The following is a 21,431-nucleotide window of genomic DNA, read 5'->3' as shown; positions in this document are numbered from 1 at the left end:
CGTCTATGCCGATGGCCCATTGGATCTCCGCCTTTCTGGAGGCGCAGGCCGCCGAGCTAGACGCCGCCCGCAACACGCTTCTCGCCTATGGCCGCGACCTGTCGGATTTCTCGGGCTGGCTGGCGTATCGCGACGCGCATTTCGCCACGGCCACGCAGGCGATGGTCGAGGACTACCTCGTTTCCTGCGAGGCCGAGGGGCTTTCGGCCGCGACCCGGGCGAGACGGCTCTCATCGATCCGACAGCTCTACCGTTTCGCCTTCGAGGAAGGCTGGCGCGAGGACAATCCGGCGATCCGTCTCAAGGGGCCGGGGCGCAGCCGCCGCCTGCCCGGCACGCTGTCGCGCGAGGAGGTGGAGGCGCTGCTCCTGGCCGCCCGCGACCACCCGCGCGATCCGTTGCGCGCCACTTGCCTGATGGAGCTGCTATACGCCACGGGCCTGCGCGTCTCCGAACTCGTGAGCCTGCCGGTGGCGTCTCTGCGCGGCGATCCCGAGATGCTGCTGGTGCGCGGCAAGGGCGGGCGCGAGCGCATGGTGCCGCTGTCCCGCCCCGCCCGCGCCGCCGTCGCGGCCTGGCTGGCCCGGCGCGACGAAGCCGAGGCGGCGGCCAGCGCCGCTGGCAAGCCCGCTTCGAAATTCCTGTTTCCGGCGCGCGGCCGCAACGGGCACCTGACGCGCCAGAGCTTTTTCGTGATGGTCAAGGAACTGGCGATCGCCGCCGGTCTTTCGCCCGATCAGGTGACGCCGCACGTGCTGCGCCATGCCTTTGCCAGCCATTTGCTGGCGGGCGGTGCCGATCTGCGGGCGATCCAAGCGTTGCTTGGCCACGCGGATCTGTCCACCACCGAGATCTACACACATGTCCAAAGCGAGCGATTGAGCGCGCTGGTGCACGAACACCACCCCCTGGCCCGGGCCGCTCCGCGACAAGTCCCGCCCGGCAAGGGTTGAACAAGCGCCCCTCTCGTCCATAACTCAGGGGATCAATCATTTCGCGAAGGACCCCATGGACACCGCCCTAGACGCCGCTTTCTGGATCACCAGCGTCGCGATCCTTCTCCTGCTGGTGGCCTCGGCCTTTTTCTCGGGCTCGGAGACCGCACTCACCGCCGCTTCGCGCGGCAAGCTGCGCTCCGCCGCAGACCGCGGTTCCAAGGGCGCGGCGCAGGCGCTGCATGTCACCGAGGATAACGAGCGGCTGATCGGCTCGGTGCTCCTTGGCAACAATGTCGTCAACATCCTCGCCACCTCGCTGGCCACCGCCCTTCTCACCCGCGTCTTCGGCGATAGCGGCGTCGCGGCGGCCACATTGGTCATGACGCTTCTGGTGCTGATCTTCGCCGAAGTGCTGCCCAAGACCTACGCGATCACCAACGCCGAAACCTTCGCGAGCCGTGTCGCCCGACCGATCGGCCTCGTGATCCTGATCTTCGCGCCCGTCGTCTCGGCGGTGCAGGTGCTCGTCCGCGCGCTCCTGCGGATGTTCGGGGTGCGCACCGACCCCGACACCAAGGTGTTGGCGGTACGCGAGGAAATCGCCGGCGCGCTGTCGCTCGGCCATGAAGAGGGGGTGGTCGACCGCGAGGATCGCGACCGCATCCTCGGTGCGCTGGATCTCGGCGAGCGCACGGTCGAGGAGGTGATGCTGCATCGCTCCAACATCGCGATGATCGACGCCAACCTGCCCGCCACCGAGATCCTCACGCTCTGTCTGGAGAGCCCGCATACGCGACTGCCGCTCTATCGCGACGAGCCGGAGAACATCGTCGGCATCCTGCACGCCAAGGACCTGCTGCGCGCCATGCACAAGATGATGGCCGACGGGGCGGTGGACACCGCAGAGCTAGAGAGCTTCGACATCATGGATGTCGCGATGACGCCCTATTTCATCCCCGAGACCACCACGCTCGACGATCAGATGCGCCAGTTCCTCAAGCGGCACACGCATTTCGCCCTCGTGGTGGACGAGTATGGCGCGCTGCGCGGGCTGATCACCCTGGAGGATATCCTCGAAGAGATCGTCGGCGAGATCTCGGACGAATTCGACGCCGAGCGCGAAGAGCCGATCGCGATGACCGAGGATGGCGCCTACGTGATCGACGGCTCGATGACGATCCGCGACCTGAACCGGCGACAGGACTGGAACCTGCCCGACGAGGAGGCCAACACCATCGCGGGACTGGTGATCCACGAGGCGCAGATGATCCCGACCGAAGGCCAGGTGTTCAGCTTCCACGGGTTCCGCTTCGAGGTGATCGCGAAGGAGGAGAACCGCCTCGCGACGCTCAAGATCCGGCCACTCGACGCCGCCTGAGCCGAAAAGGATAAGGCCAGCTCGCGAATGCGAGCCGGCCTCGAAGTTCGGGCTTCGGAAAAGATCCCTTACGCGGCCCCAAGATGCGCGACGACGCGCGTGGGGCGCTTGAGAACGGACACCTTACCCTTCGTATCATCAACATCGAGCGGCTCGCGCTCGTGGGAAAGCCTCAACCAGGTGCCGTCATCGTCGAGATAGGTGGACGCGCAGCTGGCGCGCAGCGGTTCGGGGCAGCAATCGCGCCAAGCCACCACGCGGTAGCTCAGGAGAACGGTTTCGCCGTGCCGGGTGACGCTCTGGTCATGCAGCTCCACTGCCTCCCACTGCCGGGCCGGGCACTGACCGCTCAGCGCGGCGACACGGTCCTGAAGCCCCGACGGATAGGGAATGACCATCGCGGCATCGGGGGCAAGCTGGCGTTCGTAGAACTCGGCGCCATCGAGCCAGCGCCGCTTTTCCAAAGCCCAGAGTTCCTCGACCTTCGAATCCATGCGGTACCTCCCATTATGAAAAACCTCACTCCCGTGGCGCAAACGTTACACTATTGTTTCCGTTCCGTCAGCACTGCTACCTTTCCAGTTTTGTATTATTCCGTACGCGCCACTCAGAGATGCAAGACGACCGGTTTCGACCCCGAGGACACAGCCGTCGCGCCGATCCATCTCATGCCACGATTCTCGTAAAGCGCCGGTAACCATTCCGTGGCATGATGTAGGTGTCGGGCATGTCGCCCGACGTCCTCCCTGTCAGACTTGCCGCGCCTTCGGGCGCGGTTTTTTTGCGCCCCGCCCGGGGGTTGCGCTGCGATACCGGTTGACGTCGGGATCGCCTTCTCGTAGCGTCCCGGCAATTAGTCGGCCAAGTCCGACAGGGAGAACATGGGAAGGGGGTCGCGTCGCGGCCCCTTTTTCATCTTGGCGGAAACCCGCATGATTCCCGACCCTTTCCCGCCTGACAGTCGCGCCACGCCATGCTAAGCCCCCGCGGACACTGACAAACGGGATCGCGACATGCCGAACCGACTGACACTTCTGGCCAGCGCCGCGCTGCTGGCCCTTTCCACGCCGCTGGCCGCGCAGGACGAAACCGCGACGGCGAACACCCGGACCACCACCACCGAGGCGCCAGCCGAGACCTCGACCGAGGCTCCCGCGGCGCCGGAAGCGCCCGCGACTCCGGCCGCGCCCGCCGAGACCGAGGCCCCCGCGCAGGCCGAGTCGCCAGCCGCGCCGGCGGACCCGCAGGCCCCCGCCGCCCCGGCCGAAGCCGGGACCGAGCGCCCCGGCCAGCCCTACGTGGCCGAGACCCATGGCGACTGGTCGCTGCGCTGCATGCGCGTCGCCGAGGGCGAGGCCGAGCCCTGCCAGCTCTACCAGCTGCTCGAGGATGGTGACGGTAATGCCGTGGCCGAAGTCACCGTGCTGCCGCTGGCCGCCGAGGCGCAGGCCGCAGCAGGCGTCACCGTCGTGGTGCCGCTGGAAACCCTTCTCACCGAGCAGCTCTCGCTCACGGTCGATAGCGGCCAGACCGCGCGTTACCCGTTCAGCTTCTGCAACCGCGCGGGCTGCGTCGCCCGCTTCGGCCTGTCGGACCAGCAGCTCGGCGCCTTCAAGGGCGGTCGCGCCGGCACGCTGCGCATCGTCCCCGCCGCCGCGCCGGATCAGGAGGTGCGTCTCGACATGTCGCTGTCCGGCTTCACCGCGGGCTTCGGAGCCGTCACTGCCCGGGCGCAGTAACGCAAGAAGGGCAACGAATATGGAAAGGGCGCGGTCTCCCGGAGGCCGCGCCCTTTCCTCTTTTCGATGGCAGGGTTCAGGCCGCGCGCAGCGCCAGCACCGCGTTAAGACCGCCGAAGGCGAAGGCATTGGACAACACCGCACTCACCTTCGCCTCGCGCGCCGTGTTCGGCACCACGTCGAGCGCGCATTCCGGATCGGGCTCTTCGTAACCGATGGTTGGCGCGATGACGCCGTCGCGCAGCGCCATGATGCAGGCCAGGAGCTCCACCGCACCGGTGCCGCCGATCAGGTGGCCATGCATCGACTTGGTCGAGGAGATCATCAGCCGGTCGGCCGCTGGCCCGAAGACATGCGAGACCGAAGCGCATTCACTCTTGTCGTTCGCCGCCGTGCCGGTGCCATGCGCGTTGATGTAACCGATCTGCTCGGGCGCCAGCCCGGCCTCGCGCATTGCGCCCCGCATTGCCCGCTCGGCGCCCTGGGCCGAGGGCATGACGATATCGGCCGCATCCGCGGTCATGCCAAAGCCCGCCACCTCGCACAGGATCTCGGCACCGCGCGCGCGGGCATGCTCATATTCCTCGAACACGAACACCGCCGCGCCCTCGCCCTGCACCATTCCGTTGCGGTTGGCGCTGAACGGGCGGCAGGCATCCTTGGACATCACCCTGAGCCCTTCCCATGCCTTCACGCCGCCAAAGCACAGCATCGCCTCGGAGCCGCCTGTCAGCATCGCGCGGCACATGCCCGACCGGATCATCTGGAAGGCCAGGCCCATCGCATGGTTCGAACTGGAACAGGCCGTGGCCACGGTGAAGCTCGGGCCGCGCAGGTTGTACTCCATGCTGACATGGCTTGCGGCCGCGTTGTTCATCAGCTTCGGCACGACGAAGGGGTGGACCCGGTTCTTTCCTTCTTCATAGACGGTGCGGTAGTTCTCGTCCCAGGTGTTGACGCCGCCGCCTGCGGTGCCGAGCACCACGCCGGACATCTCGCTCTCCTCGTCGGAGAAGTTGATGCCGGACTGCGCCATCGCCTGCCGCGCGGCGAGCAGCGTGAACTGGGTGAAGCGGTCGTAGAGGGCGATCTGCTGACGGTTGAAATGGGCCTGCTCGTCATAGCCCTTTACCTGTCCGCCGATCTGGACCGACAGCCGCTCGACGTCCCGCAGATCGAGCGGACCGATGCCGCAGCGACCCTCGCGCATCGCCTCCAAGGTCGAGGGCACATCGTGGCCGAGACTGTTGATGGTTCCGGCGCCGGTGATGACGACGCGTCGGGCGCCGCCGGTCATGCGCTGGCGTGCTGCTTTTGAACGAGACGCTCCACAGCCGCGACGATGGCGGCGACCGAGGAAATGTCGAACTCGCTTTCCTCGGGCGCATTGGCGTTGAACGGCACCGAGATGTCGAAGGTCTCCTCGATCGCGAAGATGCTCTCCACCAGACCGAGGCTGTCGATTCCGAGATCGGCCGGGCTGTTGTCGAGCGATACGTCGCCCGGCTCGAGCATTGCCTGCTCGGCGATGATCGCAATCACCTTGTCGCGCAATTCCATCCGACCCGCATCCCCTACAGTGCTTCTCCTCACCCCGATCTAATCGCTGCGACGCCGCATTGAAACCATGAAGCGCCGGTATCAGCCCTTGCGAGATGCCGCGAGATCACGCATCAGCCGCGGCAGTCGGCGCAGCGCCTTGTAGCTTTCGACCTGGCTGTCGATCTTGGTGGCGGGATAGCCCATCATCACACGCCCGGCGGGCACGTTCGACAATACGATCGAACCGCCGGTGAGCACGACGTCGGCTCCGATATTGAGATTGTCGGACACGCCCACCTTGCCACCGAGCACCGACCGGTCGCCGATGTTCACCGAGCCGGCAAGTCCGACGTGACCGCATAGCAGACAGTGGTCGCCGATCACGCAGTTGTGGCCGACCTGCACGAGGTTGTCGATCTTGGAGCCATTGCCCACGCGGGTCGGGCGGATCGTACCCGCATCGATCGTGGCACAGGCGCCGATCTCGACATCGTCGCCGAGGATCACCGAGCCGAGGCTGTGGATCCGATGCCAGGTCGGATCGGCCTCTTGTGAAACCTTGCCCTGTCCCAGCTCGGCACGCGCGGATTCGACGTGGCTTTCGCTTTCGGTGACGAAGGAGAACCCGTCGCCACCGATCACCGCATTCGGCTGCACGATGAGCCGGTCGCCCGCCACCACGTTGCGCCCCAGCCGTGCGCCCGAATGGATGAGTGCGCCCTGCCCCAGCCGCACACCGGGCCCGATCGACGCCTGTGCCATGATCCGGCAGTTCGGGCCGATCACTGCGCCCGCGCCGATCACCGTCAGCGGACCGACGAAGACCCCTTCGCCGATCTCGGCGGAAGCGTCGACCACCGCGGAAGGATGAATGCCGGTCTCGGCCCCGGGGGCATCGAGAAGCTGGGTCAGGCCCGCCATGGCGAGACGGCCACGCGGGGCGACGATGGCGCCCGCCAACCCCATCTCGCGCCAGTCGGCCCCGGGCCAGACCAGCGCGGCACGCGCGCGTCCCTGTTGCAGCGCCTCGGCCCATTTGGGTGACATCGCCAGCGCGAGGTCGTCCTCGCCCGCCTGTCCGGGTTCGGCGGCACCGGTGACACGCAGGCTGCCATCGCCCTGAAGCTCGGCGTTCAGCGCGGTGGCGATCTCGCTCAGCGTAAAATCCATGACGGTCCCCTCGGGTTTTCGAGGGATCTAGCTTGCGGGGCGCGAGATCGCCACCCCTTCGCGGGCCAGCGCCGTCCAGATCGCGGCGTCCCGCTCGTAGACGTCGCGGCGGAAATGCAGCCGCCCCTCCTCGTCGGTAAAGGCCGTGCGGTAGATCAGATGCACTGGCACCGGCGCCTCGAGGTCTACCCGCGTCTCGCGCCCCGTGGCGAGGCGAGACTGGAAGAAGCCGACCGGATCCTCCTCCTGCGCGGCCAGCAGCGCATAGGCGAAATCGAACGGTTCGCTCAGCCGCACGCAGCCATGGCTGAAGGCGCGGCGCTCGCGCCCGAACAGCGACTTGGCCGGCGTGTCGTGCAGGTAGATGTTGTAGCGGTTGGGAAACAGGAATTTCACCAGTCCCAGCGCATTCGAATTGGAGGGGGGCTGGCGCATCGAGAAGGGAAAATTGCGCTCGTTGTAGCGCGAGAAATCGATCGAATTGCGGCTGATTTCCCGACCCGACCGGTCGGTGATCAGGATCTGGCTCGCGGCGTGGCGGTTGCGCTTGAGCTGCGGCAGGTATTCGCCCACCACGATGGAGCGCGGCACGTACCAGCTCGGATTGATCACCATGTATTCCATGACGTCCGAGAATTCTGGCGTTTGGCGGTCGGGCACTTCCGCGCCGATCACCGAGGCCGTGCGGAAGGTTTCGCGGCCGTCGTCGATGATGGTAGCGCTGAAATCGGTGAGGTTCACCAGCACATGGCGTTCCCCGCGCTCCATGTTGGTCCAGCGCTCGCGCTCCATCGCGACCAGCACGGACTGCAACCGTTCCTCGACCGAGCGGTTGAGTTCGGCGCGTGTCCCCGGCCCGACGACGCCATCGACCAGGAGGCCGTTGCGGCTCTGGAAATCCCGGACCGCCGCGACGAGCGTCTCGTCCATGACCGCGCTGCTCGTAGTAGCCAGATGGCCCATGGCGATCAGCCGGTCGCGCAGTGCCACGACATCGGCGCCACTGTCACCGGCCTCGATCTTGGCCTCGGAGAGCCGCGCGCCCCAGCCACCTGCGTCCAAGGCGCGCTGCAGTTCGGCGCGGGCCCGCATCAAACGGCCATATTCCGGCGATGCCGGCGCAAGGTCTCGCAGGAAGGCCACGGGATCGGCTTCGAGAAAGCTCGCCAGCGTCTCTGCAGGATCACGCAGCGGCACCTCGCGGCGGATCAGCTCGACCACGCGACCGGGCTCGAGCATGCCGCTTTGCACATCCCGCGCGTACCGCAGGAAGACCCGGGTCAGCTCGACATCCATCGCGGCGCGGTCCTCGGCGCTTCGTGCGGCGCGGAGCTTGCGGATCAGACCTTCCGGATCATAGCGCGACGCCGGCAGGCCATGCGCGTCGGCATCGGACAGTACCGCCAGCAAGGCGTTGCGCCGGGCGATCGCGGCGGCATCGGCACCGGTCCAGATGCCCGTAAAGCCACGCGCCCTGTAGCTGGACGCGAGATCGGACTGGCCGGCGACACTCTCGGCTACGGCCTGCCGGAACACGCTGACCTGGGCCTGTCCGGCAGTGGGCTGCATGACACTCAACGTGATACCGATGGGCAGGATCAGGTGGCGCAGACGGGTCACGAAGGAGGGGCGGGACAGGGGCAACATTAGACACCGTGGGTTCGGGACGGATCCGGACAGGACCTCTGGGAAGACATAGGCACCGGCATTCTGTCCGGCCATCGGTTCGTCGATAAGAGCCCTGCGGCGTGGCAAAAGCGCAGCAAATCGACCGAACCGGGGCTCAACCGAGCGGCATTTGCGCAAGTTCCCGCCGATTGGGGCTTTCTTCACCATGTTATCCGATAACCACACTTGGTCGAGTCGTCCTCCCGTGCGATAGAGGGCCTGCATCTGGGGATGGATGGCAAAAAAATGTCCGTGAAAATGCGGGCCCACAGGTAAGCGACGGGACAGGCGCTCACATGATTGATAAAATTCGCTCGGCGGGCATGACCCGCCGCGGTCTCCTTGGCGCGTTCGCGGCCACGGCAGTCACCGCAGCACCCACCTACTCGAATGCGGCCGGCTTTCTGAGGCGCGCGGGCGATGTGCGCAGGCTTTCGATGTATTCGGAGCGGACCGGCGAAAAGATCGACACGATCTACTGGATCGAGGGCGAGTACATCGCCGAGGCGATCCGCGAGATCAACGTCTTCATGCGCGACTGGCGCAACAACCAGATGATGGATATCGACACCCGGACCGTCGACATCATGGCCGCCAGCCACAGCCTTCTCGAAGTCAACGAACCCTACATGCTGCTGTCGGGCTACCGCTCGCCGGCCACCAACGCGATGCTGCGCAGCCGCTCCTCCGGCGTCGCCAAGAACTCGCTTCACCTCAAGGGCCAGGCGGCCGACCTGCGGCTCTCGGGCCGTTCGGTGAGCCAGATGGCGCGCGCGGCAGCCGCCTGCAAGGCGGGCGGCGTCGGCAAGTATTCCGGCTCGAACTTCGTCCACATGGACTGCGGCCCGGTCCGCAGCTGGGGCAGCTGAGCCAACTCGAGTTTCTGGACCTGCTGCACAGGTTTGAAGGGGCGTCCCGTTCGGGGCGCCTTCTTCGTTTCAGCCCTCCGCGGCTTCGAGCCGCGCCGCGACCTCGGTGACCAGCTTGGCGACCCGTTCGACCCGGGCCGGCAACTCCCGGCCCCGGCGGCGCAGCAGCCACAGATCGCGATGTCGCGGGCGGTCCAGTTCCGCCACGGCGATGCGGTCGCGATCAACGAATGCCTCGTACCCGCTGCGCGGCAGCAAGGTATAGCCGACACCCTGCGCGACCGGCGCCGGGATCTGACCGATCTGGTTGAGGAAAGCCCGCACGGCAAGCTGTTCGGCACCCCGGAACTCCGTAGGGTAATTCAGGGAAAACAGCTCTTCGGCATAAAGCCATCCATCGGGATGGGCGATGAATCCCAGCTCCTCCAATGCCCCGAAACGGGTATCTGTGACCCCGGCAGGCAACAGGAGGCACAACGCCTCGCGGCCGATCCGCTCAGCCTCCAGCCGGGGATCGCCGGGCTCGTGATCGACTACGCCGAGATCGAACCGTCCCTCGGCGACGCCGTCGATCACGCCCCGCTGCGGCATGGCCTCGAGCCGCAGGCGAAGTTGCGGCGCGGCGCTCAGCAGCGACCAGAAGGCGGGCTGCAGAGCCATGGCAAAGCTGCCGGAACAGGCCACCGCCACCTCGCCCGCCTCCGGATCATCGGCGCGGATGGCTTCGCGCAGCTGGCGCTCCTCCTCGCGCCGCGCGCGGGCCATGTCGAACACCGCCTCCCCGGCGGGTGTCAGCGTGAACCCCTTTCCATGTCGGCTCAACAAGGGCCGCCCGATCTGGGCTTCGAGCTTGCGAAGATGCTGCGACACACCCGGCTGGGTCATGTTCAGCCGGGCGGCGGCACGGGTGAAATGCCCGGTCTCGGCCAATATGGCGAAGGTCTCCAGCCAAAGCGCATTCAGCATGCATCATCACTATGTGTTATCAAAATCATCTCGAATGATAATTTTTAAAGCGCTCTGGACAAGCCTAACTACCTTTCATGCCTTTCGATGGAGAGATGAATGACGCCCTATCCCAGAAGCTTTTCGCATATCGGCTTGTCGGTGCCGGATCTCGACGCCGCGCTGACCTTCTACCGTGATGTACTCGGCCTTTACGTGATCATGGAGCCGACCGAAGTGGTCGAGGATGACAGCGATATCGGCCGCATGTGCACGGACGTGTTCGGGCCCGGCTGGAATCGGCTGCGGATCGCACATATGGCCACGGCCGACCGGATCGGGCTCGAGCTGTTCGAAATGGATGGCAACCGCGCCCCCGATGACAATCTCGATTTCCGCCGTCACGGCACCTTTCACTTCGCGATCCAGGACCCGGATGTCGAAGGCTTGGTCGAACGGATCGTCGCCGCCGGCGGCAAGCAGCGGATGCCGATCCGCGAATACTTCCCGGGCGAAAAGCCCTACCGCATGTGCTACGTCGAGGATCCGTTCGGCATCGTGTTCGAGGTCTACAGCCACAGCTACGAGCTGACCTACTCGGCCGGCGCCTATAGCTGAGGCGCCCGGCATCGGGCGCGGAAACGGCAAGGGCCGCCCCCATGGGGCGGCCCTTTTCTAGTCCGGGTCCGATCGAGAGACTTAGGCCTCGTCGTCGAGCGCCTCGACGGCCTTTTGCAGATCGTCCTTGGAGACTTCTTTCTCCTCGACCTTGGCCTGCTCGAAGATATGGTCGATGACCTTGTCCTCGAAGATCGGGGCCTGGATCTGCTGGCGCATCTGCGGGTTGTTCTGCACGAATTCGAAGAACTGCCGCTCCTGGCCACGATACTGGCGCGCCTGGTTGAGGATCGCCTGCGTCAGCTCCTGATCGGTGACCTTCACATCGGCCTTCTGGCCGATCTCGGCCAGCAACAGGCCAAGCTTCACGCGACGCTCGGCGAGCTTTGTGTGCTCTTCGGTCGGCTCGATCTTGCCGTGGTCGTGGCCGTGATCCTCGGGGTGCTCCTCGTGGTAGAGCTGATGCGCGATCTGGTTCGCCTCGGCCTCGACGAGCGACGGCGGCAGGTCGAACGAGACCTTCTCGTCGAGGATGTCGAGCAGCTTGCGCTTGGCGACAGCACGCGAGGCACCCGAATACTCGGCCTCGAGACGCTCGGCGATCTGCGCCTTCAGCGCGGCGAGATCCTCGGCGCCGAACTTCTTCGCGAGCTCGTCGTCGATCTCGGCCTTCTGCGGGGCCTTCACCGCCTTGACCTTGCACTCGAACACCGCGGCTTTGCCGGCGAGATTCTGGGCCTGGTAGTCCTCGGGGAAGTTGACCTCGACGTTCTTCTCGTCGCCGGCCTTCACGCCCTTGAGGCCATCCTCGAAGCCGGGGATGAAGGAGTTCGAGCCGAGCACCAGCGGATAGTCCTCGGCAGCGCCGCCCTCGAAGGCTTCGCCGTCGATCTTGCCGGTGAAGTCGATCACGACCTGATCGCCCTCTTCGGCCGCGCCGTCCTTGTCCTCGAAGTTCTGCGCGGTCTCGGCGAGGTTGCCCAGCGCCTCGTCGATCGCGGCATCGTCGGCCGAGACCTTCAGCCGCTCGATCGAGATGTCGGAGAAATCGGTCTCGGGGATCTCGGGCAGCTTCTCGTAGGAGACGGTGACTTCGACGTCGTCGCCTTCCTTCCAGTCGTCATTGGCCATCTTCACCTCGGGCTGCATCGCCGGGCGATCGCCGCTTTCCTCGAGGTGGTTCGACAGCGCACCGTCGATGCTCTCCTGCATGGCTTCGCCGAGCACCCGCGGGCCGAACTGCTTTTTCAGCAGCGACAGCGGCACCTTGCCCTTGCGGAAGCCCTTCATGGCGACCTCGGGCTGGGCTTCGACCAGCTTTTCCTGGACCTTGGCGTCCAGTTCGGCGGCGGGCAGCGTGATCTTGTAGCCGCGCTTGAGGCCGTCGTTGAGGGTCTCGGTGACCTGCATCTGTCGTCCTTTTCTCAGTCGTGTTTCTTGGTGCGGGTGAAGGGCACCCCCTCGGTGTCGCATACGGCCGCACTTTGACGCGCACTTGCCATATCGGCCGAATAAATTAAAGCGGAAACTGTCGCACGGCGGCGCGGTCGGAAGCAGGGCAGCGCGAGGTCGAGTGGGGGACTAGTTGGGGGACTGAGATGCAGCGGAAGTTGACGGCCGTGGCGATCAAGCGCGCCGGTCCAGGCAAGATGCAGGACGGCGGTGGCCTCAGGCTCGACAAGAGCATCGACACTGGAAAGTGGGTCTACCGATACTCTCACCTCGGGCGCCGCCGCGAAATGGGGCTGGGCAGCTGGCCGACTGTCAGCCTTGCCGACGCGCGCAAGGAACGCGACCGGTGGGCGGCTGTGCTGGCAGGCGGACAGGACCCGATCGAGGAACGCGATGCCCAGCGCGAAGCCGAGCTCGCCGAGCGGAGCCGCACGGACCCTACCTTCGCTGAAATGGTAGCGATCGTTTTCGAAGCGCGGCGCGCCGGACTGCGCGGCGACGGAAAGCGCGGCCGGTGGCTATCGCCCCTCGAGGGATACATCATCCCGGCAATCGGCCGCATCCGCATGTCCGAGATCCGGCAGACGGACGTCCACCGCGCCCTAGCGCCCATCTGGCGCACCAAACACCCAACCGCGATCAAGGCGGTCCACCGGACGAAACGCGTCTTCACCGAAGCGCGGCTGATGGGCTACGAGTGCGACCCGTTCGCCGTCGACCAAGCGAAGTACCGGCTGGGCGAAGTCATCCACAAAGAGACGCCGATCGTCTCGACGCCTTGGCAGGACATCCCGGCGCTATGGGAACGACTCCATAAGGGCGCCGTCAGCGACGCGTGCCTCCGGTTCATGCTCCTGACGCTGGTCCGCCTCGACGGATGTGCCGGCGCCCGGGTCGATGAGATCGAGGACGGTATCTGGACGGTACCGGCTGAGCGCATGAAAGGCCGCGAGGGACGGGTCGAGGAATTCCGCGTGCCTCTATCGGATGCCGCGATGGCGATCGTCCGCGAGGCCGAGCCCTTCGCCGATAACGGTCTGCTGTTCCCAGGCGCGAGAGGCACACCGATCTCGTCCACCGCGCTTGAGAAGCGCCTTACGCATGTCGGCGAAGCCGGGCGCCCGCACGGCTTCCGGTCCAGCTTCCGCAGCTGGGTTCAGGACACGGATGCCTGCAGCTGGGAGGTCTCCGAGAAGATCCTTGCCCACACGATCGGGAACAAAGTCGAGCGCGCATACGCTCGATCAGACTTGCTTGAGCGCCGTCGGCCAGTGATGCAGGCATGGGCCGATTACGTCACAGGGGTCACGGTTGAGAATGTGGTCCCGCTCCGCGGATGCCACTGAGCGGTCAAAGATGCAGCTGCACCGCCCTCATCGTGACAAAGTGGCTGCGAGCATCCCCCACAGGTCGAGCCTCACTCGCATCAGGACGTTGTTCAGGCCTACACCCGACGCGCAACGTAGCGTAAGGCATGCATATCTATACACAATTGCCTCCCGTGGTACTGACGAGCGTGCAATAAGCGGTAGCTTAATCCTACACTAATTCGGAGCCACTCCCATGCCTCATCCCGTCGACAAGATTGTTGGCAGCCGGATCCGCCAAGCACGCTGGTTTAAGGGCATGACGCAATCGCAGTTGGGTGAGGTCGCCGGCTGCAAATTCCAGCAGATCCAGAAATACGAAACAGCCGCGAACCGGGTCAGCGCGTCTCGGTTGTGGGAAATCGCCCGAGCACTCGATAGACCCCTGAGCTACTTCTTCGAAAGCGAGAACCTGCCCGAGGCACCCGCATCCCCATCAATAGATCGCATGACTGCTGAAATGCTGCATGTATTTTCGACGTTAACAGAAGCCGAACAAAAAGCAATACTGAGCCTTGCGCGGAGCATGTCGAGATAGAGATCGAAGCGCTGCCCCAGTTCAGTCTCGCATTTTTTCACATAAGTACCGCCCGCCGGGATGACCAGCGGGCGGTAGCAAGGGTGAGTGATAGACTGGTACTCCCGGCTGCTCCCTAGACTAAGCAGGCATTCGCCATACGCCCATCAACTTTCCGGGTAGTGTTTGTAAGCAGCAATCAAGCGAAGGATGTTTTACTCAGCATCCACCGGTTTCAGTCTTCACCTACTCATATTGGGGTGCTGATTGAACTTCGATGTTGCAACATCAACTTGTGTCGAAGCGCACTCACGCCCAAGTTGTCCGAGCGCCAAAATACAACCATTTGACGAACTTGTGCCTACTAATTCAACCAAAAATGAACATAATTGCGCAAAATCGCTTTTTGACATGACTGTCACGTAGGGTAACACCAGTCAACGAAGAAACCTCTGGTAACAGTTACTTACCGCAGCCCGGCACTAGATCTGCCGTCTATGGGAGCATGTCAAATACTGCCAACGAAATTGGTTCACAAGCCGAGCTCGCTGATCAGGCAGACCAACCACAACATGTGTTGTCGGCTAAGATTGGAAGATTGATGGCATTGATTATGATAGTTGAAGACGAAATTCTTATAGCGATAGATCTCCATGAGCACCTCGAGGAACTTGGTCATGATATACATGGTCCCTACTCAAGCGTCGCTCAAGCCACACGTGCGCTGGGAACTGTACCGCCGGACCTCGCGGTTCTGGATGTATCTCTAGGCGACGCAGAGATCGACCCCTTGGCTGCGACGCTCCAAAGCATGGGAGTTCCAGTTGTGTTTCACTCAGGCCATCCCGACAAAGTCGGCTACGAGCAAAGATTTCCTGGCTCCATCTTCTGCCCAAAACCGTCGAGTCCCCAAGAAATCAGGAATGCTATTCTAAAACAGATCAGCCTATCCCTCTGAATAGGGTATACTTGCCCCCAGGTAAACTTTAGATTAATACTTGTACTAGTGCGAAGTGTCTAAGACGAAGACACGGTTTTTCATCAGTAGGGCCAGAGCTTAGCTCTGGCCTAACTACCTCTTAAATATAGATTTTGAAGCTGAGGCACTGCATAAATCACGTCTATGGTTAGTTGCCTATCGTTTCCCCTGTCACCGAGCATCGGTAGCCGCTAGCATCGAGCCAGTGCTGCACCCGGGCGATGAGCCACTCCCCATCAACATAGGACCGGAAGCCGGACAGCTGCACCCTGCCTTCGGCGATGAGGTCCGGGTTGCCCGGCAGATCGAGCTCGAGGCCACGCTCGGATCGGACCGCGCGGCGGTACTCGGCATCGGCCGCTGCCTGCGCAGCCGCCCTGCTCGGATAGCGATGGCGCAGCCGCCGAACCGGCTTCCCGGTTCCCGCCTTGCACGCGAACGCATCCCCCGCCTCCCGATCGCCATAGGTGGTGATAACCGTCCCCGGCCGATCCCGCAGATTGCGCCCAGCGCGCCATGACGAGACGTCCTGCGGTGTCAGGGCGATCACGGGCATGGGCTTGCCCGCGACGGTGAGGCTTTCGCCGCGCTTGGCGAACACGATCTGTCCATCGCCGGGTTTCACCAGGGCATCGAGATCCCGCGACACGCGCGAGAGCAGGTTGATGTCGCTCTCATCGACCTGGTCGAGATGCGGCAACGGGATCGAGGCGAGGCTGCTCGAAACGGCGGGCTTCATGCCGTGCTCCGATGCGACGGTAGAAACCAGGTCGGATACGGTCGTGCCCTCCGGCCAAGAGCGCGACCGCTGCTCGGTCAGGGCGGACTTGCCGCCCGAGCTCTCGCCGGTGGGTGAGGCTCCGGCGGTGATGACCATCTCATCAGGCGCGCCGCCGACCTCGACCTGCTCGGCGATGAACAGCCCCATGTACTTGGCCGAGAGGCCGTAGCCGAGCCAGACCCTGATCTCGGCGCCGAAGGATGGCTCCTGAAGTCGTGCCAACGGCAGCGCATCCGAAAGCCGCACCCGCAACCGGTCCGCCTCGACGCCGGCGCCATCGGTCAGCGACAGGTCGATCAGGCGCGAGGCGAACAGCGACGTCACATCCTTACCATCGACCGTCAGGCGGAAAGCGGGGCGCGAGTTGATCATCCCCAGAGCCTCACGGTCTCGATCTCGCCGGGGCCCGGGTCCTCGATCATCACCACCTCGATACCGGCCGGCAGGATCGGACCCTGCGCGGCCAGCCCGGGGTTCACCTCGAGCACGCGCTCGACCAGGCGGCCGTCGAGCCGGCCGTAGTGCCGCCAGACCAGCAGGTCGACGGTATCGCCCTCAGAAGAGCGATAGGACCTGACGCCATCCGCCATCATACCTCCGAAGCCTCATGTCGAATTCCTGGCGCTGGGGGGCGCCCCCCGCCGCGAAGACCTGCTGGCCCTCGCGGATGCTCTCGATCACCCACAGCCCGAGCACCGAGCCGGTGCCGGTGACCAGCGGCAGCGGGACGCCGACCGACGCCTGCAGCCGCATCCGGTTCAGCTGGCCGAGCCCGCCCCGGTGGAAGGGATAGATCACGCCGCGCAGCTCGATCGATTCGGCGCGCGTCCCGGTGAACTGCAGCGCGTCATGGGCTCCGAGCCGCTCCTGCGCGGCCCAGCGATACTCGCTCTCCCGCGTGAGTTCCTGGAACGCGGCGCTATCGACCGAGAACTGGAAGGCCCCCAGCTGCAGCATCGGCTCGCTCATGCGAAGCCCCTCCCGTACTGGCCGAAGTCAGTGACACCGTCATAGAGCGCCCCCGACGCGGCATCGCGCCGCCGGCATTCGAGCTCGGCGACCAGGCGCTCGACCGACATCCCTGCCGCATTGATGGTGATGTGCTGCGTCACCGGAGCGGCCGAGGCCCGCTCGGCCGCGGCCGGCACCGAGCGCTCCACCGGCTGAAGTCCCGGCAGGTCCGCCACTCGATCAAGCGCGGCGAAGGCTCGATCGGCGATGGCGGCGAGCCCCTGCCCTGCCGGCGCCGGGCGATCGGCGGCCGGACGGATGGAGCGCATGAGCGCGCCGGGCAGCTTCGGACGATCGGCCATGCGCGCTGCCTGGGAGCCGGCAGGAACATCCGGCGCCTTGCCCCGCGTCGCATACCCCGGCAGCGCCGACAAGCGACGCAGCGCCGCGAGGATGCCGCCCGCGACGGGGGATTGATGTGCGGGCGCGGGCGCCCCGTCCTCGGCCACGCCGTCGAACGCCCCACCCATGGCAGCGCGCGCCCGTTCCAGAAGCCCGGCGAGCCCCCGCGTCTCCCGGGCCGTGGCGATGAAGCCGGTCCGCGACATGAACTCGAGCTCGGGGCCCTCCTCGCCAACCAGGCGCCAGCCTTTGCCGAACGGGCCGCCGCGCGCCCGACGCTGCACCTCGTCCCCCGGCTCAGGCCGGGATGTGGGCCGGCCGGGCGCCGGGCGTGTCGCGGGGCGCATCGGCGCGGGCGGCGTCGGCCCGAAGCTCGGTGCCGGCGGCTCGGACGGAGCCGCGTCATCCGGGCCATGAACCCACTCGACCACGTTATCGAAGCCGCGCATCATGCTGCCGATCACCGGCGCGTTGCGCAGGCCCTCCTCGGTCGAGGCCCGGCGGTTCTGGATATGCTGGCCGAGCCCTTCCGGCGTATCCGGCAAGTTTAGTGCAGCAATCCCGAGGTTCGCCGCGAGTAGCGCTCCACGAATGTTGAGGGCTCGCCGCATACGAGCACCGGCAGCTTCGGCGGCGGCGGCAGATGTACCGACTTCAGTCACAATCGTTTCGCGCAACTTGCTAAACGCCGTGCGAGCCACCCCGGTTACGCCGGTCAGGCCCAGAACTGCGAGCCCGAGTTTGCCGACCGCGAAGATCACGCCGCCGATCTTCAAGGCAACGTGCGCTCCAAAGGTGGCGCCGATAACGATACCAAGCTTCTCCCATCCGCCGATCAGCTCGGCCACTGTCCCGACGGCCGTCAGGGTCTTGTCTGCGAGCCAGCCCGCTCCGGAGGCGAGCTCGAGAAAAGCCGGGAGAGCCCGCCCGACGCGGTCGACCAACGTCTCGGAGAAGGCCGCAACTTCATCCCGGTTCTCGATCAGGAGATCTCCGAAGCGCTCGAGCCCGCCGGTCAGGCCCGGCATGACAGCGATACCGACCGTGCGCTGCAGCCCGATCAGGATCTGCCCAACCCGATCGTAGCGCCGCTCGAACTCCCTTGCGATGACCCCGTTCGCGCTGCTGATCTCGGCCCCGGCCCGGCGAGACTCTTGCTTCAGAGCCACGTACTCTTCCTGTGCGATCGTCAGGAACTCGATCATCTGCTCGGCGGCCGTGCCTCCCAGGAGTTCGTCCACAATCCGCTGACGAGCGCCGGCATTGTCGACCTCTTCGAGCTTCTTCTTCACCGCGTCGAACAGCGCCTCGGTGTCCGAGCTGAGCGCCTTGATCTCCTTGCGACTGAAGCCGAGACGCGTAAACGCCTCCTCGGCCGAGCCCTTGCCGGTCTTCGCGAACTCGTCCGCGCGCAGCGACAGCTCCTTGAGGCCGTCGATCACCGCGTCGTTCTCGGCGCCGAACTGGCCCGCGGCATAGCTGAGGTTCGACAGGAACTCGGTCGAGACGCCCAGGCGCTTCGACCAGTTCTGCTGCTCGGTCATGTTGGACGCGACATTGCGCGTCATCGCGGCCGCGGCACCGGCGGCGAAGGTCAGACCCACGCCACCGATACGGGCCGCCCGGCCTATTTCGGAGGCGGTGGAGCGGAAACGCTCACCCACGCGGTTGGAGGCGACAGCCGCACGTTCCCAGCGCTCCTGCTTGCGGCGCAGCGCATCGAGGGTCCGCCCAAGATCCTCGTACTCGCGATCGAGCGCCTCGACCGATCGGCCCTGCCGCTCATAGACGCCGCGCTGCTTCGAGAGCTCCTTCTGGCGCCCGGTGACCTGCTTGATCTCGTCGCCGACGCCCTCGAGGCCACCGCGCAGGCCGCGCAGCGCCTTGCCCACCGAAGTGGACAAGGCGCCACCGATCGTGATCGTCGCGTTAAGGCGTTGGTTTGCCATTCTTTAGCCCCTCGATCCACCAGACGAAGCGGGAGGTGCGCATGCCCAGGATCGACGCCTCGGACCAGCCCGTCCGGCTCGCCAGGCGGAGCGCCCCGCGGCGCACCGCCTCAGGCGTCAGCCATAAAAAAAACCGAGCGCTTCCTGCAGCCGCCCGTAGTCCCGCATCTTCGCGCGGCGGAGCTCCTCGGGTGTGACCTCGGCCAGGTTGGCGATCAGCGCCACCTCGAGCTCGGCCTCGCTGGCATTGCCCTTCTGGGCTGCCAGCTGGTCGTTCAGCGTCGGCTCGCGCAGCGTCAGCGATTTGACCTTGGCGCCCGCGATCTCGATGCCGCGCAGCAGGTCGACCGAGAGGGCGCCGTCCTCCCCCTCGGTGATGTAGTCGGGCAGTTTCCGAGACATCCCCTGCCCTCCTTACAGGCCGAGCGCGGCGCGGCGCGCGGCGAGCTGGTCGACGCCATCGATGCGCCGGACCATGTTGGGAATATCGATCTCGTGCAGCTGCCGACCGCTATGCTCCTCGGCATAGTACTCGAGGCGCATCGTTACGGTGAGCGGCGCCTGCTGGCCCGCCTGCCAGGTGCCGCGGGCCAGCGAGGTGATCTTGCCGCGCAGGCGATGCACGGCCGGTTTCACGGTGCCGTCATAGCTCTCCACCGCGCCGCGCGCCGTGCAGTTGATCGACTGACCCTCGGCCACCCCCCACAGCGCCAGCACGTCCGCGTCGTAGGCGGTGAGCACGAAGGACGCCTCGAGCGCCTCCATGCCCATGTCGAGCGCGATCGGCGCGTCCATGCCGCCGGCCCGGAAATCCTCCGTCGCGATCGACAGGTTGGGCGGCGAGTATTCCGAGACGTTGCCGGCAAAGCCCCGGCCGTCCACGAACAGGTTGAAGTTTCGCAGGATGTCGCGCGCAGCCATCAGCCCAGAGCCTCCGTGATGTAGTCGTCAACCAGGTGCGAGCGGAAGGTGATGTGCTCGGCCGGGTACGGCGGCGTGAACCGCAGATTGAAATAGACCTTGCCCTCTTGGATCGAGGCCGAGGTGTTGAGATCGGGATCCGCGTAGCACTCGCCCCCCAGGAGGGCGCCGCGCTCGATCAGCGTGCGGATATAGCCGTTCACGCCATCCGCCACGTCCTCGAGATACGTCTTGGTGATGTTGCGATCGACGGCCCAGAGATGCGCCCGCTGGATGCTCTCATGCATCGCGTCGGCGATGCGGCGGACCGAGATGAACTGCCACTTCGGATCGGCGGTCGGCACCCGGTTGCCCCAGAGGCGGAAGCCGTCCTGGCGAATGATGGTGGCGACGTTGTTCTCGTTCAGCAGGTTCGCGCGGCTTGCCGCGTCGCCCAACTTGAAGTCGACCGGACGCGCGGTGCCCATGATCCCGAACACGCCCTTGTTCGAGGGCGATACCCAGAAGCCCCGATCGGCATCGGTCCGCGCGATCACACCCGCGACCCGTGCCGAGGCCGGCTCGAAGACGACATTACTCGAACCGTCTAGCACGCTCACCCACGGATCGACCACGTAGACGCGGCCCGAGGTGCCCCAATCGCTGGCATAGGTCTGCGCGTCGTCATCGGTGGTGCTGGGGCCGTCCGCGACGATGATCGCGCGCAGGCGATCCGCGATGCCCTCGAGCTCGGCCACCACCGGGTTCGCGAGATCGGTCGGGCGCTGGTGGGTCCAGCCCGGCGCGCACAGGATCTTGGGCGCGAAGCCGACCACCGCCTCGGCCGCCATCAGCGCGTGCACGCCCTCGAACTGACCGGTGGTCGCGTTCACGCCGCCGGTGACATTGGCGAGAGTGCCGGCTTCATCGATACCCTCATCGACCCGCACCACGATCATCACGGCGCCGATCTGGTCGAGGATGCCGTCGAGCGCCGCCGGCAGAGTGCCACCGCCGGTGCCGTCGACCGTCGCGTCGAGCTTCGCCGCATCCGCGCGCGAGCCTGCGATCAGAACCGGCGTATTCAGTGGGAACTTGGAGGCATCGGCCCCCGGCGCCGTGCCGACGATGCCGATCACGCCAGTGCGAACGGTCCGGATGGGCCGTGCGCCGCTGTCGACCTCGAGCACCTCGACGCCATGCAGAAAAGTCATCTTTCGCCCTCGCGTACTAAACCTCTCCCGAGGACGATGGCGAAGGCGCCGC

22 protein-coding genes are annotated in these 21,431 nt (G+C 65.5%); 8 read left to right on the top strand and 14 right to left on the bottom strand.

Annotated features, from left to right (window positions below; all coding sequences use genetic code 11):
* The first annotated feature begins 11 nt into the window (after window positions 1–11).
* Window positions 12–953, top strand: a complete 942-nt coding sequence (locus ACRAQ3_RS06620) for a tyrosine recombinase (RefSeq protein WP_432256097.1) — start codon at window positions 12–14, stop codon at window positions 951–953.
* Between the two features lie 55 nt (window positions 954–1,008).
* Window positions 1,009–2,316 carry an HlyC/CorC family transporter gene (locus tag ACRAQ3_RS06615; protein ID WP_269398114.1) on the top strand — a complete coding sequence of 436 codons (1,308 nt, stop codon included), beginning with the start codon at window positions 1,009–1,011 and terminating at the stop codon, window positions 2,314–2,316.
* 68 nt (window positions 2,317–2,384) lie between these two features.
* On the opposite strand, the gene ACRAQ3_RS06610 is transcribed toward ACRAQ3_RS06615, so the two are convergent.
* The gene (locus ACRAQ3_RS06610) at window positions 2,385–2,810 is read right to left on the bottom strand and encodes a hypothetical protein (RefSeq protein ID WP_269398113.1); all 426 of its coding nucleotides are present in this window, start codon (window positions 2,808–2,810) and stop codon (window positions 2,385–2,387) included.
* Window positions 2,811–3,329: 519 nt separating this feature from the next.
* Here ACRAQ3_RS06610 and ACRAQ3_RS06605 point away from each other — a divergent pair.
* Window positions 3,330–4,055, top strand: a complete 726-nt coding sequence (locus tag ACRAQ3_RS06605; RefSeq protein ID WP_432256096.1) for an invasion associated locus B family protein — start codon at window positions 3,330–3,332, stop codon at window positions 4,053–4,055.
* Between the two features lie 76 nt (window positions 4,056–4,131).
* On the opposite strand, the gene ACRAQ3_RS06600 is transcribed toward ACRAQ3_RS06605, so the two are convergent.
* From ACRAQ3_RS06600 to ACRAQ3_RS06585, 4 genes are all read right to left on the bottom strand, one after another.
* On the bottom strand, window positions 4,132–5,352 hold the full coding sequence (locus ACRAQ3_RS06600) for a beta-ketoacyl-[acyl-carrier-protein] synthase family protein (RefSeq protein ID WP_432256095.1): 1,221 nt from the start codon (window positions 5,350–5,352) through the stop codon (window positions 4,132–4,134).
* Window positions 5,349–5,615, bottom strand: coding sequence for an acyl carrier protein (locus ACRAQ3_RS06595; RefSeq protein ID WP_085897452.1), 267 nt, complete (start codon window positions 5,613–5,615; stop codon window positions 5,349–5,351). Before ACRAQ3_RS06595 ends, ACRAQ3_RS06600 begins: the two co-directional genes overlap by 4 nt.
* Window positions 5,616–5,696: 81 nt before the next feature.
* The gene (locus tag ACRAQ3_RS06590; RefSeq protein ID WP_432256094.1) at window positions 5,697–6,767 is read right to left on the bottom strand and encodes a UDP-3-O-(3-hydroxymyristoyl)glucosamine N-acyltransferase; all 1,071 of its coding nucleotides are present in this window, start codon (window positions 6,765–6,767) and stop codon (window positions 5,697–5,699) included.
* A 27-nt stretch (window positions 6,768–6,794) separates the two neighbouring features.
* Entirely contained in the window at window positions 6,795–8,414 is a 1,620-nt protein-coding gene (locus ACRAQ3_RS06585; RefSeq protein WP_432256093.1) for a L,D-transpeptidase family protein, read from the bottom strand.
* A 317-nt stretch (window positions 8,415–8,731) separates the two neighbouring features.
* On the opposite strand from ACRAQ3_RS06585, the gene ACRAQ3_RS06580 reads away from it, so the two are divergent.
* Window positions 8,732–9,304, top strand: a complete 573-nt coding sequence (locus ACRAQ3_RS06580) for a YcbK family protein (protein WP_085897455.1) — start codon at window positions 8,732–8,734, stop codon at window positions 9,302–9,304.
* Between the two features lie 69 nt (window positions 9,305–9,373).
* Here the strand turns inward: ACRAQ3_RS06580 and ACRAQ3_RS06575 are convergent, their stop codons facing one another.
* Window positions 9,374–10,270, bottom strand: coding sequence for a LysR family transcriptional regulator (locus ACRAQ3_RS06575; protein ID WP_432256092.1), 897 nt, complete (start codon window positions 10,268–10,270; stop codon window positions 9,374–9,376).
* Between the two features lie 99 nt (window positions 10,271–10,369).
* On the opposite strand from ACRAQ3_RS06575, the gene ACRAQ3_RS06570 reads away from it, so the two are divergent.
* Window positions 10,370–10,867, top strand: coding sequence for a lactoylglutathione lyase family protein (locus tag ACRAQ3_RS06570; RefSeq protein WP_269398107.1), 498 nt, complete (start codon window positions 10,370–10,372; stop codon window positions 10,865–10,867).
* Between the two features lie 81 nt (window positions 10,868–10,948).
* Here the strand turns inward: ACRAQ3_RS06570 and tig are convergent, their stop codons facing one another.
* Entirely contained in the window at window positions 10,949–12,277 is a 1,329-nt protein-coding gene (tig, locus tag ACRAQ3_RS06565; protein WP_432256091.1) for a trigger factor, read from the bottom strand.
* A gap of 188 nt (window positions 12,278–12,465) precedes the next feature.
* Between tig and ACRAQ3_RS06560 the strand changes: the two genes are divergently transcribed.
* From ACRAQ3_RS06560 to ACRAQ3_RS06550, 3 genes are all read left to right on the top strand, one after another.
* Window positions 12,466–13,665: a tyrosine-type recombinase/integrase gene (locus ACRAQ3_RS06560; protein WP_432256090.1), complete on the top strand. Its 1,200-nt coding sequence runs from the start codon at window positions 12,466–12,468 to the stop codon at window positions 13,663–13,665.
* 217 nt (window positions 13,666–13,882) lie between these two features.
* Window positions 13,883–14,224 (top strand): helix-turn-helix domain-containing protein, encoded by a 342-nt coding sequence (locus ACRAQ3_RS06555; RefSeq protein ID WP_432256089.1) that lies wholly within the window; start codon window positions 13,883–13,885, stop codon window positions 14,222–14,224.
* 484 nt (window positions 14,225–14,708) lie between these two features.
* Window positions 14,709–15,161: a response regulator gene (locus tag ACRAQ3_RS06550; RefSeq protein ID WP_432256088.1), complete on the top strand. Its 453-nt coding sequence runs from the start codon at window positions 14,709–14,711 to the stop codon at window positions 15,159–15,161.
* Window positions 15,162–15,330: 169 nt separating this feature from the next.
* On the opposite strand, the gene ACRAQ3_RS06545 is transcribed toward ACRAQ3_RS06550, so the two are convergent.
* The 7 genes from ACRAQ3_RS06545 to ACRAQ3_RS06515 form a co-directional block, all read right to left on the bottom strand.
* Window positions 15,331–16,335, bottom strand: coding sequence for a contractile injection system protein, VgrG/Pvc8 family (locus tag ACRAQ3_RS06545; RefSeq protein ID WP_432256087.1), 1,005 nt, complete (start codon window positions 16,333–16,335; stop codon window positions 15,331–15,333).
* Window positions 16,332–16,553 carry a tail protein X gene (locus ACRAQ3_RS06540; protein ID WP_432256086.1) on the bottom strand — a complete coding sequence of 74 codons (222 nt, stop codon included), beginning with the start codon at window positions 16,551–16,553 and terminating at the stop codon, window positions 16,332–16,334. Before ACRAQ3_RS06540 ends, ACRAQ3_RS06545 begins: the two co-directional genes overlap by 4 nt.
* Complete coding sequence (locus ACRAQ3_RS06535; protein WP_432256085.1) at window positions 16,519–16,932, bottom strand: phage tail protein; 414 nt, start codon at window positions 16,930–16,932, stop codon at window positions 16,519–16,521. Before ACRAQ3_RS06535 ends, ACRAQ3_RS06540 begins: the two co-directional genes overlap by 35 nt.
* On the bottom strand, window positions 16,929–19,265 hold the full coding sequence (locus tag ACRAQ3_RS06530; RefSeq protein WP_432256084.1) for a hypothetical protein: 2,337 nt from the start codon (window positions 19,263–19,265) through the stop codon (window positions 16,929–16,931). Before ACRAQ3_RS06530 ends, ACRAQ3_RS06535 begins: the two co-directional genes overlap by 4 nt.
* A 117-nt stretch (window positions 19,266–19,382) precedes the next feature.
* Window positions 19,383–19,667: a phage tail assembly protein gene (locus ACRAQ3_RS06525; RefSeq protein ID WP_432256083.1), complete on the bottom strand. Its 285-nt coding sequence runs from the start codon at window positions 19,665–19,667 to the stop codon at window positions 19,383–19,385.
* A gap of 12 nt (window positions 19,668–19,679) precedes the next feature.
* Entirely contained in the window at window positions 19,680–20,186 is a 507-nt protein-coding gene (locus ACRAQ3_RS06520; RefSeq protein ID WP_432256082.1) for a phage major tail tube protein, read from the bottom strand.
* Window positions 20,186–21,379: a phage tail sheath subtilisin-like domain-containing protein gene (locus ACRAQ3_RS06515; protein WP_432256081.1), complete on the bottom strand. Its 1,194-nt coding sequence runs from the start codon at window positions 21,377–21,379 to the stop codon at window positions 20,186–20,188. Before ACRAQ3_RS06515 ends, ACRAQ3_RS06520 begins: the two co-directional genes overlap by 1 nt.
* Between the last annotated feature and the right edge of the window lie 52 nt (window positions 21,380–21,431).

This window comes from Limimaricola sp. AA108-03 (genome assembly GCF_050847355.1).
GTDB lineage: Bacteria > Pseudomonadota > Alphaproteobacteria > Rhodobacterales > Rhodobacteraceae > Limimaricola.
The sequence above is the reverse complement of the archived record's forward strand: the minus strand, read 5'-3'. Positions and strand labels throughout refer to the sequence as shown.

Bases quoted from the DNA above. Each gene is read 5' to 3' on its own strand.
- ACRAQ3_RS06620 (WP_432256097.1), top strand. From the start codon at position 12: ATGGCCCATTGGATCTCCGCCTTTCTGGAGGCGCAGGCCGCCGAGCTA.
- ACRAQ3_RS06615 (WP_269398114.1), top strand. From the start codon at position 1,009: ATGGACACCGCCCTAGACGCCGCTTTCTGGATCACCAGCGTCGCGATC.
- ACRAQ3_RS06610 (WP_269398113.1), bottom strand. From the start codon at position 2,810: ATGGATTCGAAGGTCGAGGAACTCTGGGCTTTGGAAAAGCGGCGCTGG.
- ACRAQ3_RS06605 (WP_432256096.1), top strand. From the start codon at position 3,330: ATGCCGAACCGACTGACACTTCTGGCCAGCGCCGCGCTGCTGGCCCTT.
- ACRAQ3_RS06600 (WP_432256095.1), bottom strand. From the start codon at position 5,352: ATGACCGGCGGCGCCCGACGCGTCGTCATCACCGGCGCCGGAACCATC.
- ACRAQ3_RS06595 (WP_085897452.1), bottom strand. From the start codon at position 5,615: ATGGAATTGCGCGACAAGGTGATTGCGATCATCGCCGAGCAGGCAATG.
- ACRAQ3_RS06590 (WP_432256094.1), bottom strand. From the start codon at position 6,767: ATGGATTTTACGCTGAGCGAGATCGCCACCGCGCTGAACGCCGAGCTT.
- ACRAQ3_RS06585 (WP_432256093.1), bottom strand. From the start codon at position 8,414: ATGTTGCCCCTGTCCCGCCCCTCCTTCGTGACCCGTCTGCGCCACCTG.
- ACRAQ3_RS06580 (WP_085897455.1), top strand. From the start codon at position 8,732: ATGATTGATAAAATTCGCTCGGCGGGCATGACCCGCCGCGGTCTCCTT.
- ACRAQ3_RS06575 (WP_432256092.1), bottom strand. From the start codon at position 10,270: ATGCTGAATGCGCTTTGGCTGGAGACCTTCGCCATATTGGCCGAGACC.
- ACRAQ3_RS06570 (WP_269398107.1), top strand. From the start codon at position 10,370: ATGACGCCCTATCCCAGAAGCTTTTCGCATATCGGCTTGTCGGTGCCG.
- tig (WP_432256091.1), bottom strand. From the start codon at position 12,277: ATGCAGGTCACCGAGACCCTCAACGACGGCCTCAAGCGCGGCTACAAG.
- ACRAQ3_RS06560 (WP_432256090.1), top strand. From the start codon at position 12,466: ATGCAGCGGAAGTTGACGGCCGTGGCGATCAAGCGCGCCGGTCCAGGC.
- ACRAQ3_RS06555 (WP_432256089.1), top strand. From the start codon at position 13,883: ATGCCTCATCCCGTCGACAAGATTGTTGGCAGCCGGATCCGCCAAGCA.
- ACRAQ3_RS06550 (WP_432256088.1), top strand. From the start codon at position 14,709: ATGTCAAATACTGCCAACGAAATTGGTTCACAAGCCGAGCTCGCTGAT.
- ACRAQ3_RS06545 (WP_432256087.1), bottom strand. From the start codon at position 16,335: ATGATCAACTCGCGCCCCGCTTTCCGCCTGACGGTCGATGGTAAGGAT.
- ACRAQ3_RS06540 (WP_432256086.1), bottom strand. From the start codon at position 16,553: ATGGCGGATGGCGTCAGGTCCTATCGCTCTTCTGAGGGCGATACCGTC.
- ACRAQ3_RS06535 (WP_432256085.1), bottom strand. From the start codon at position 16,932: ATGAGCGAGCCGATGCTGCAGCTGGGGGCCTTCCAGTTCTCGGTCGAT.
- ACRAQ3_RS06530 (WP_432256084.1), bottom strand. From the start codon at position 19,265: ATGGCAAACCAACGCCTTAACGCGACGATCACGATCGGTGGCGCCTTG.
- ACRAQ3_RS06525 (WP_432256083.1), bottom strand. From the start codon at position 19,667: ATGTCTCGGAAACTGCCCGACTACATCACCGAGGGGGAGGACGGCGCC.
- ACRAQ3_RS06520 (WP_432256082.1), bottom strand. From the start codon at position 20,186: ATGGCTGCGCGCGACATCCTGCGAAACTTCAACCTGTTCGTGGACGGC.
- ACRAQ3_RS06515 (WP_432256081.1), bottom strand. From the start codon at position 21,379: ATGACTTTTCTGCATGGCGTCGAGGTGCTCGAGGTCGACAGCGGCGCA.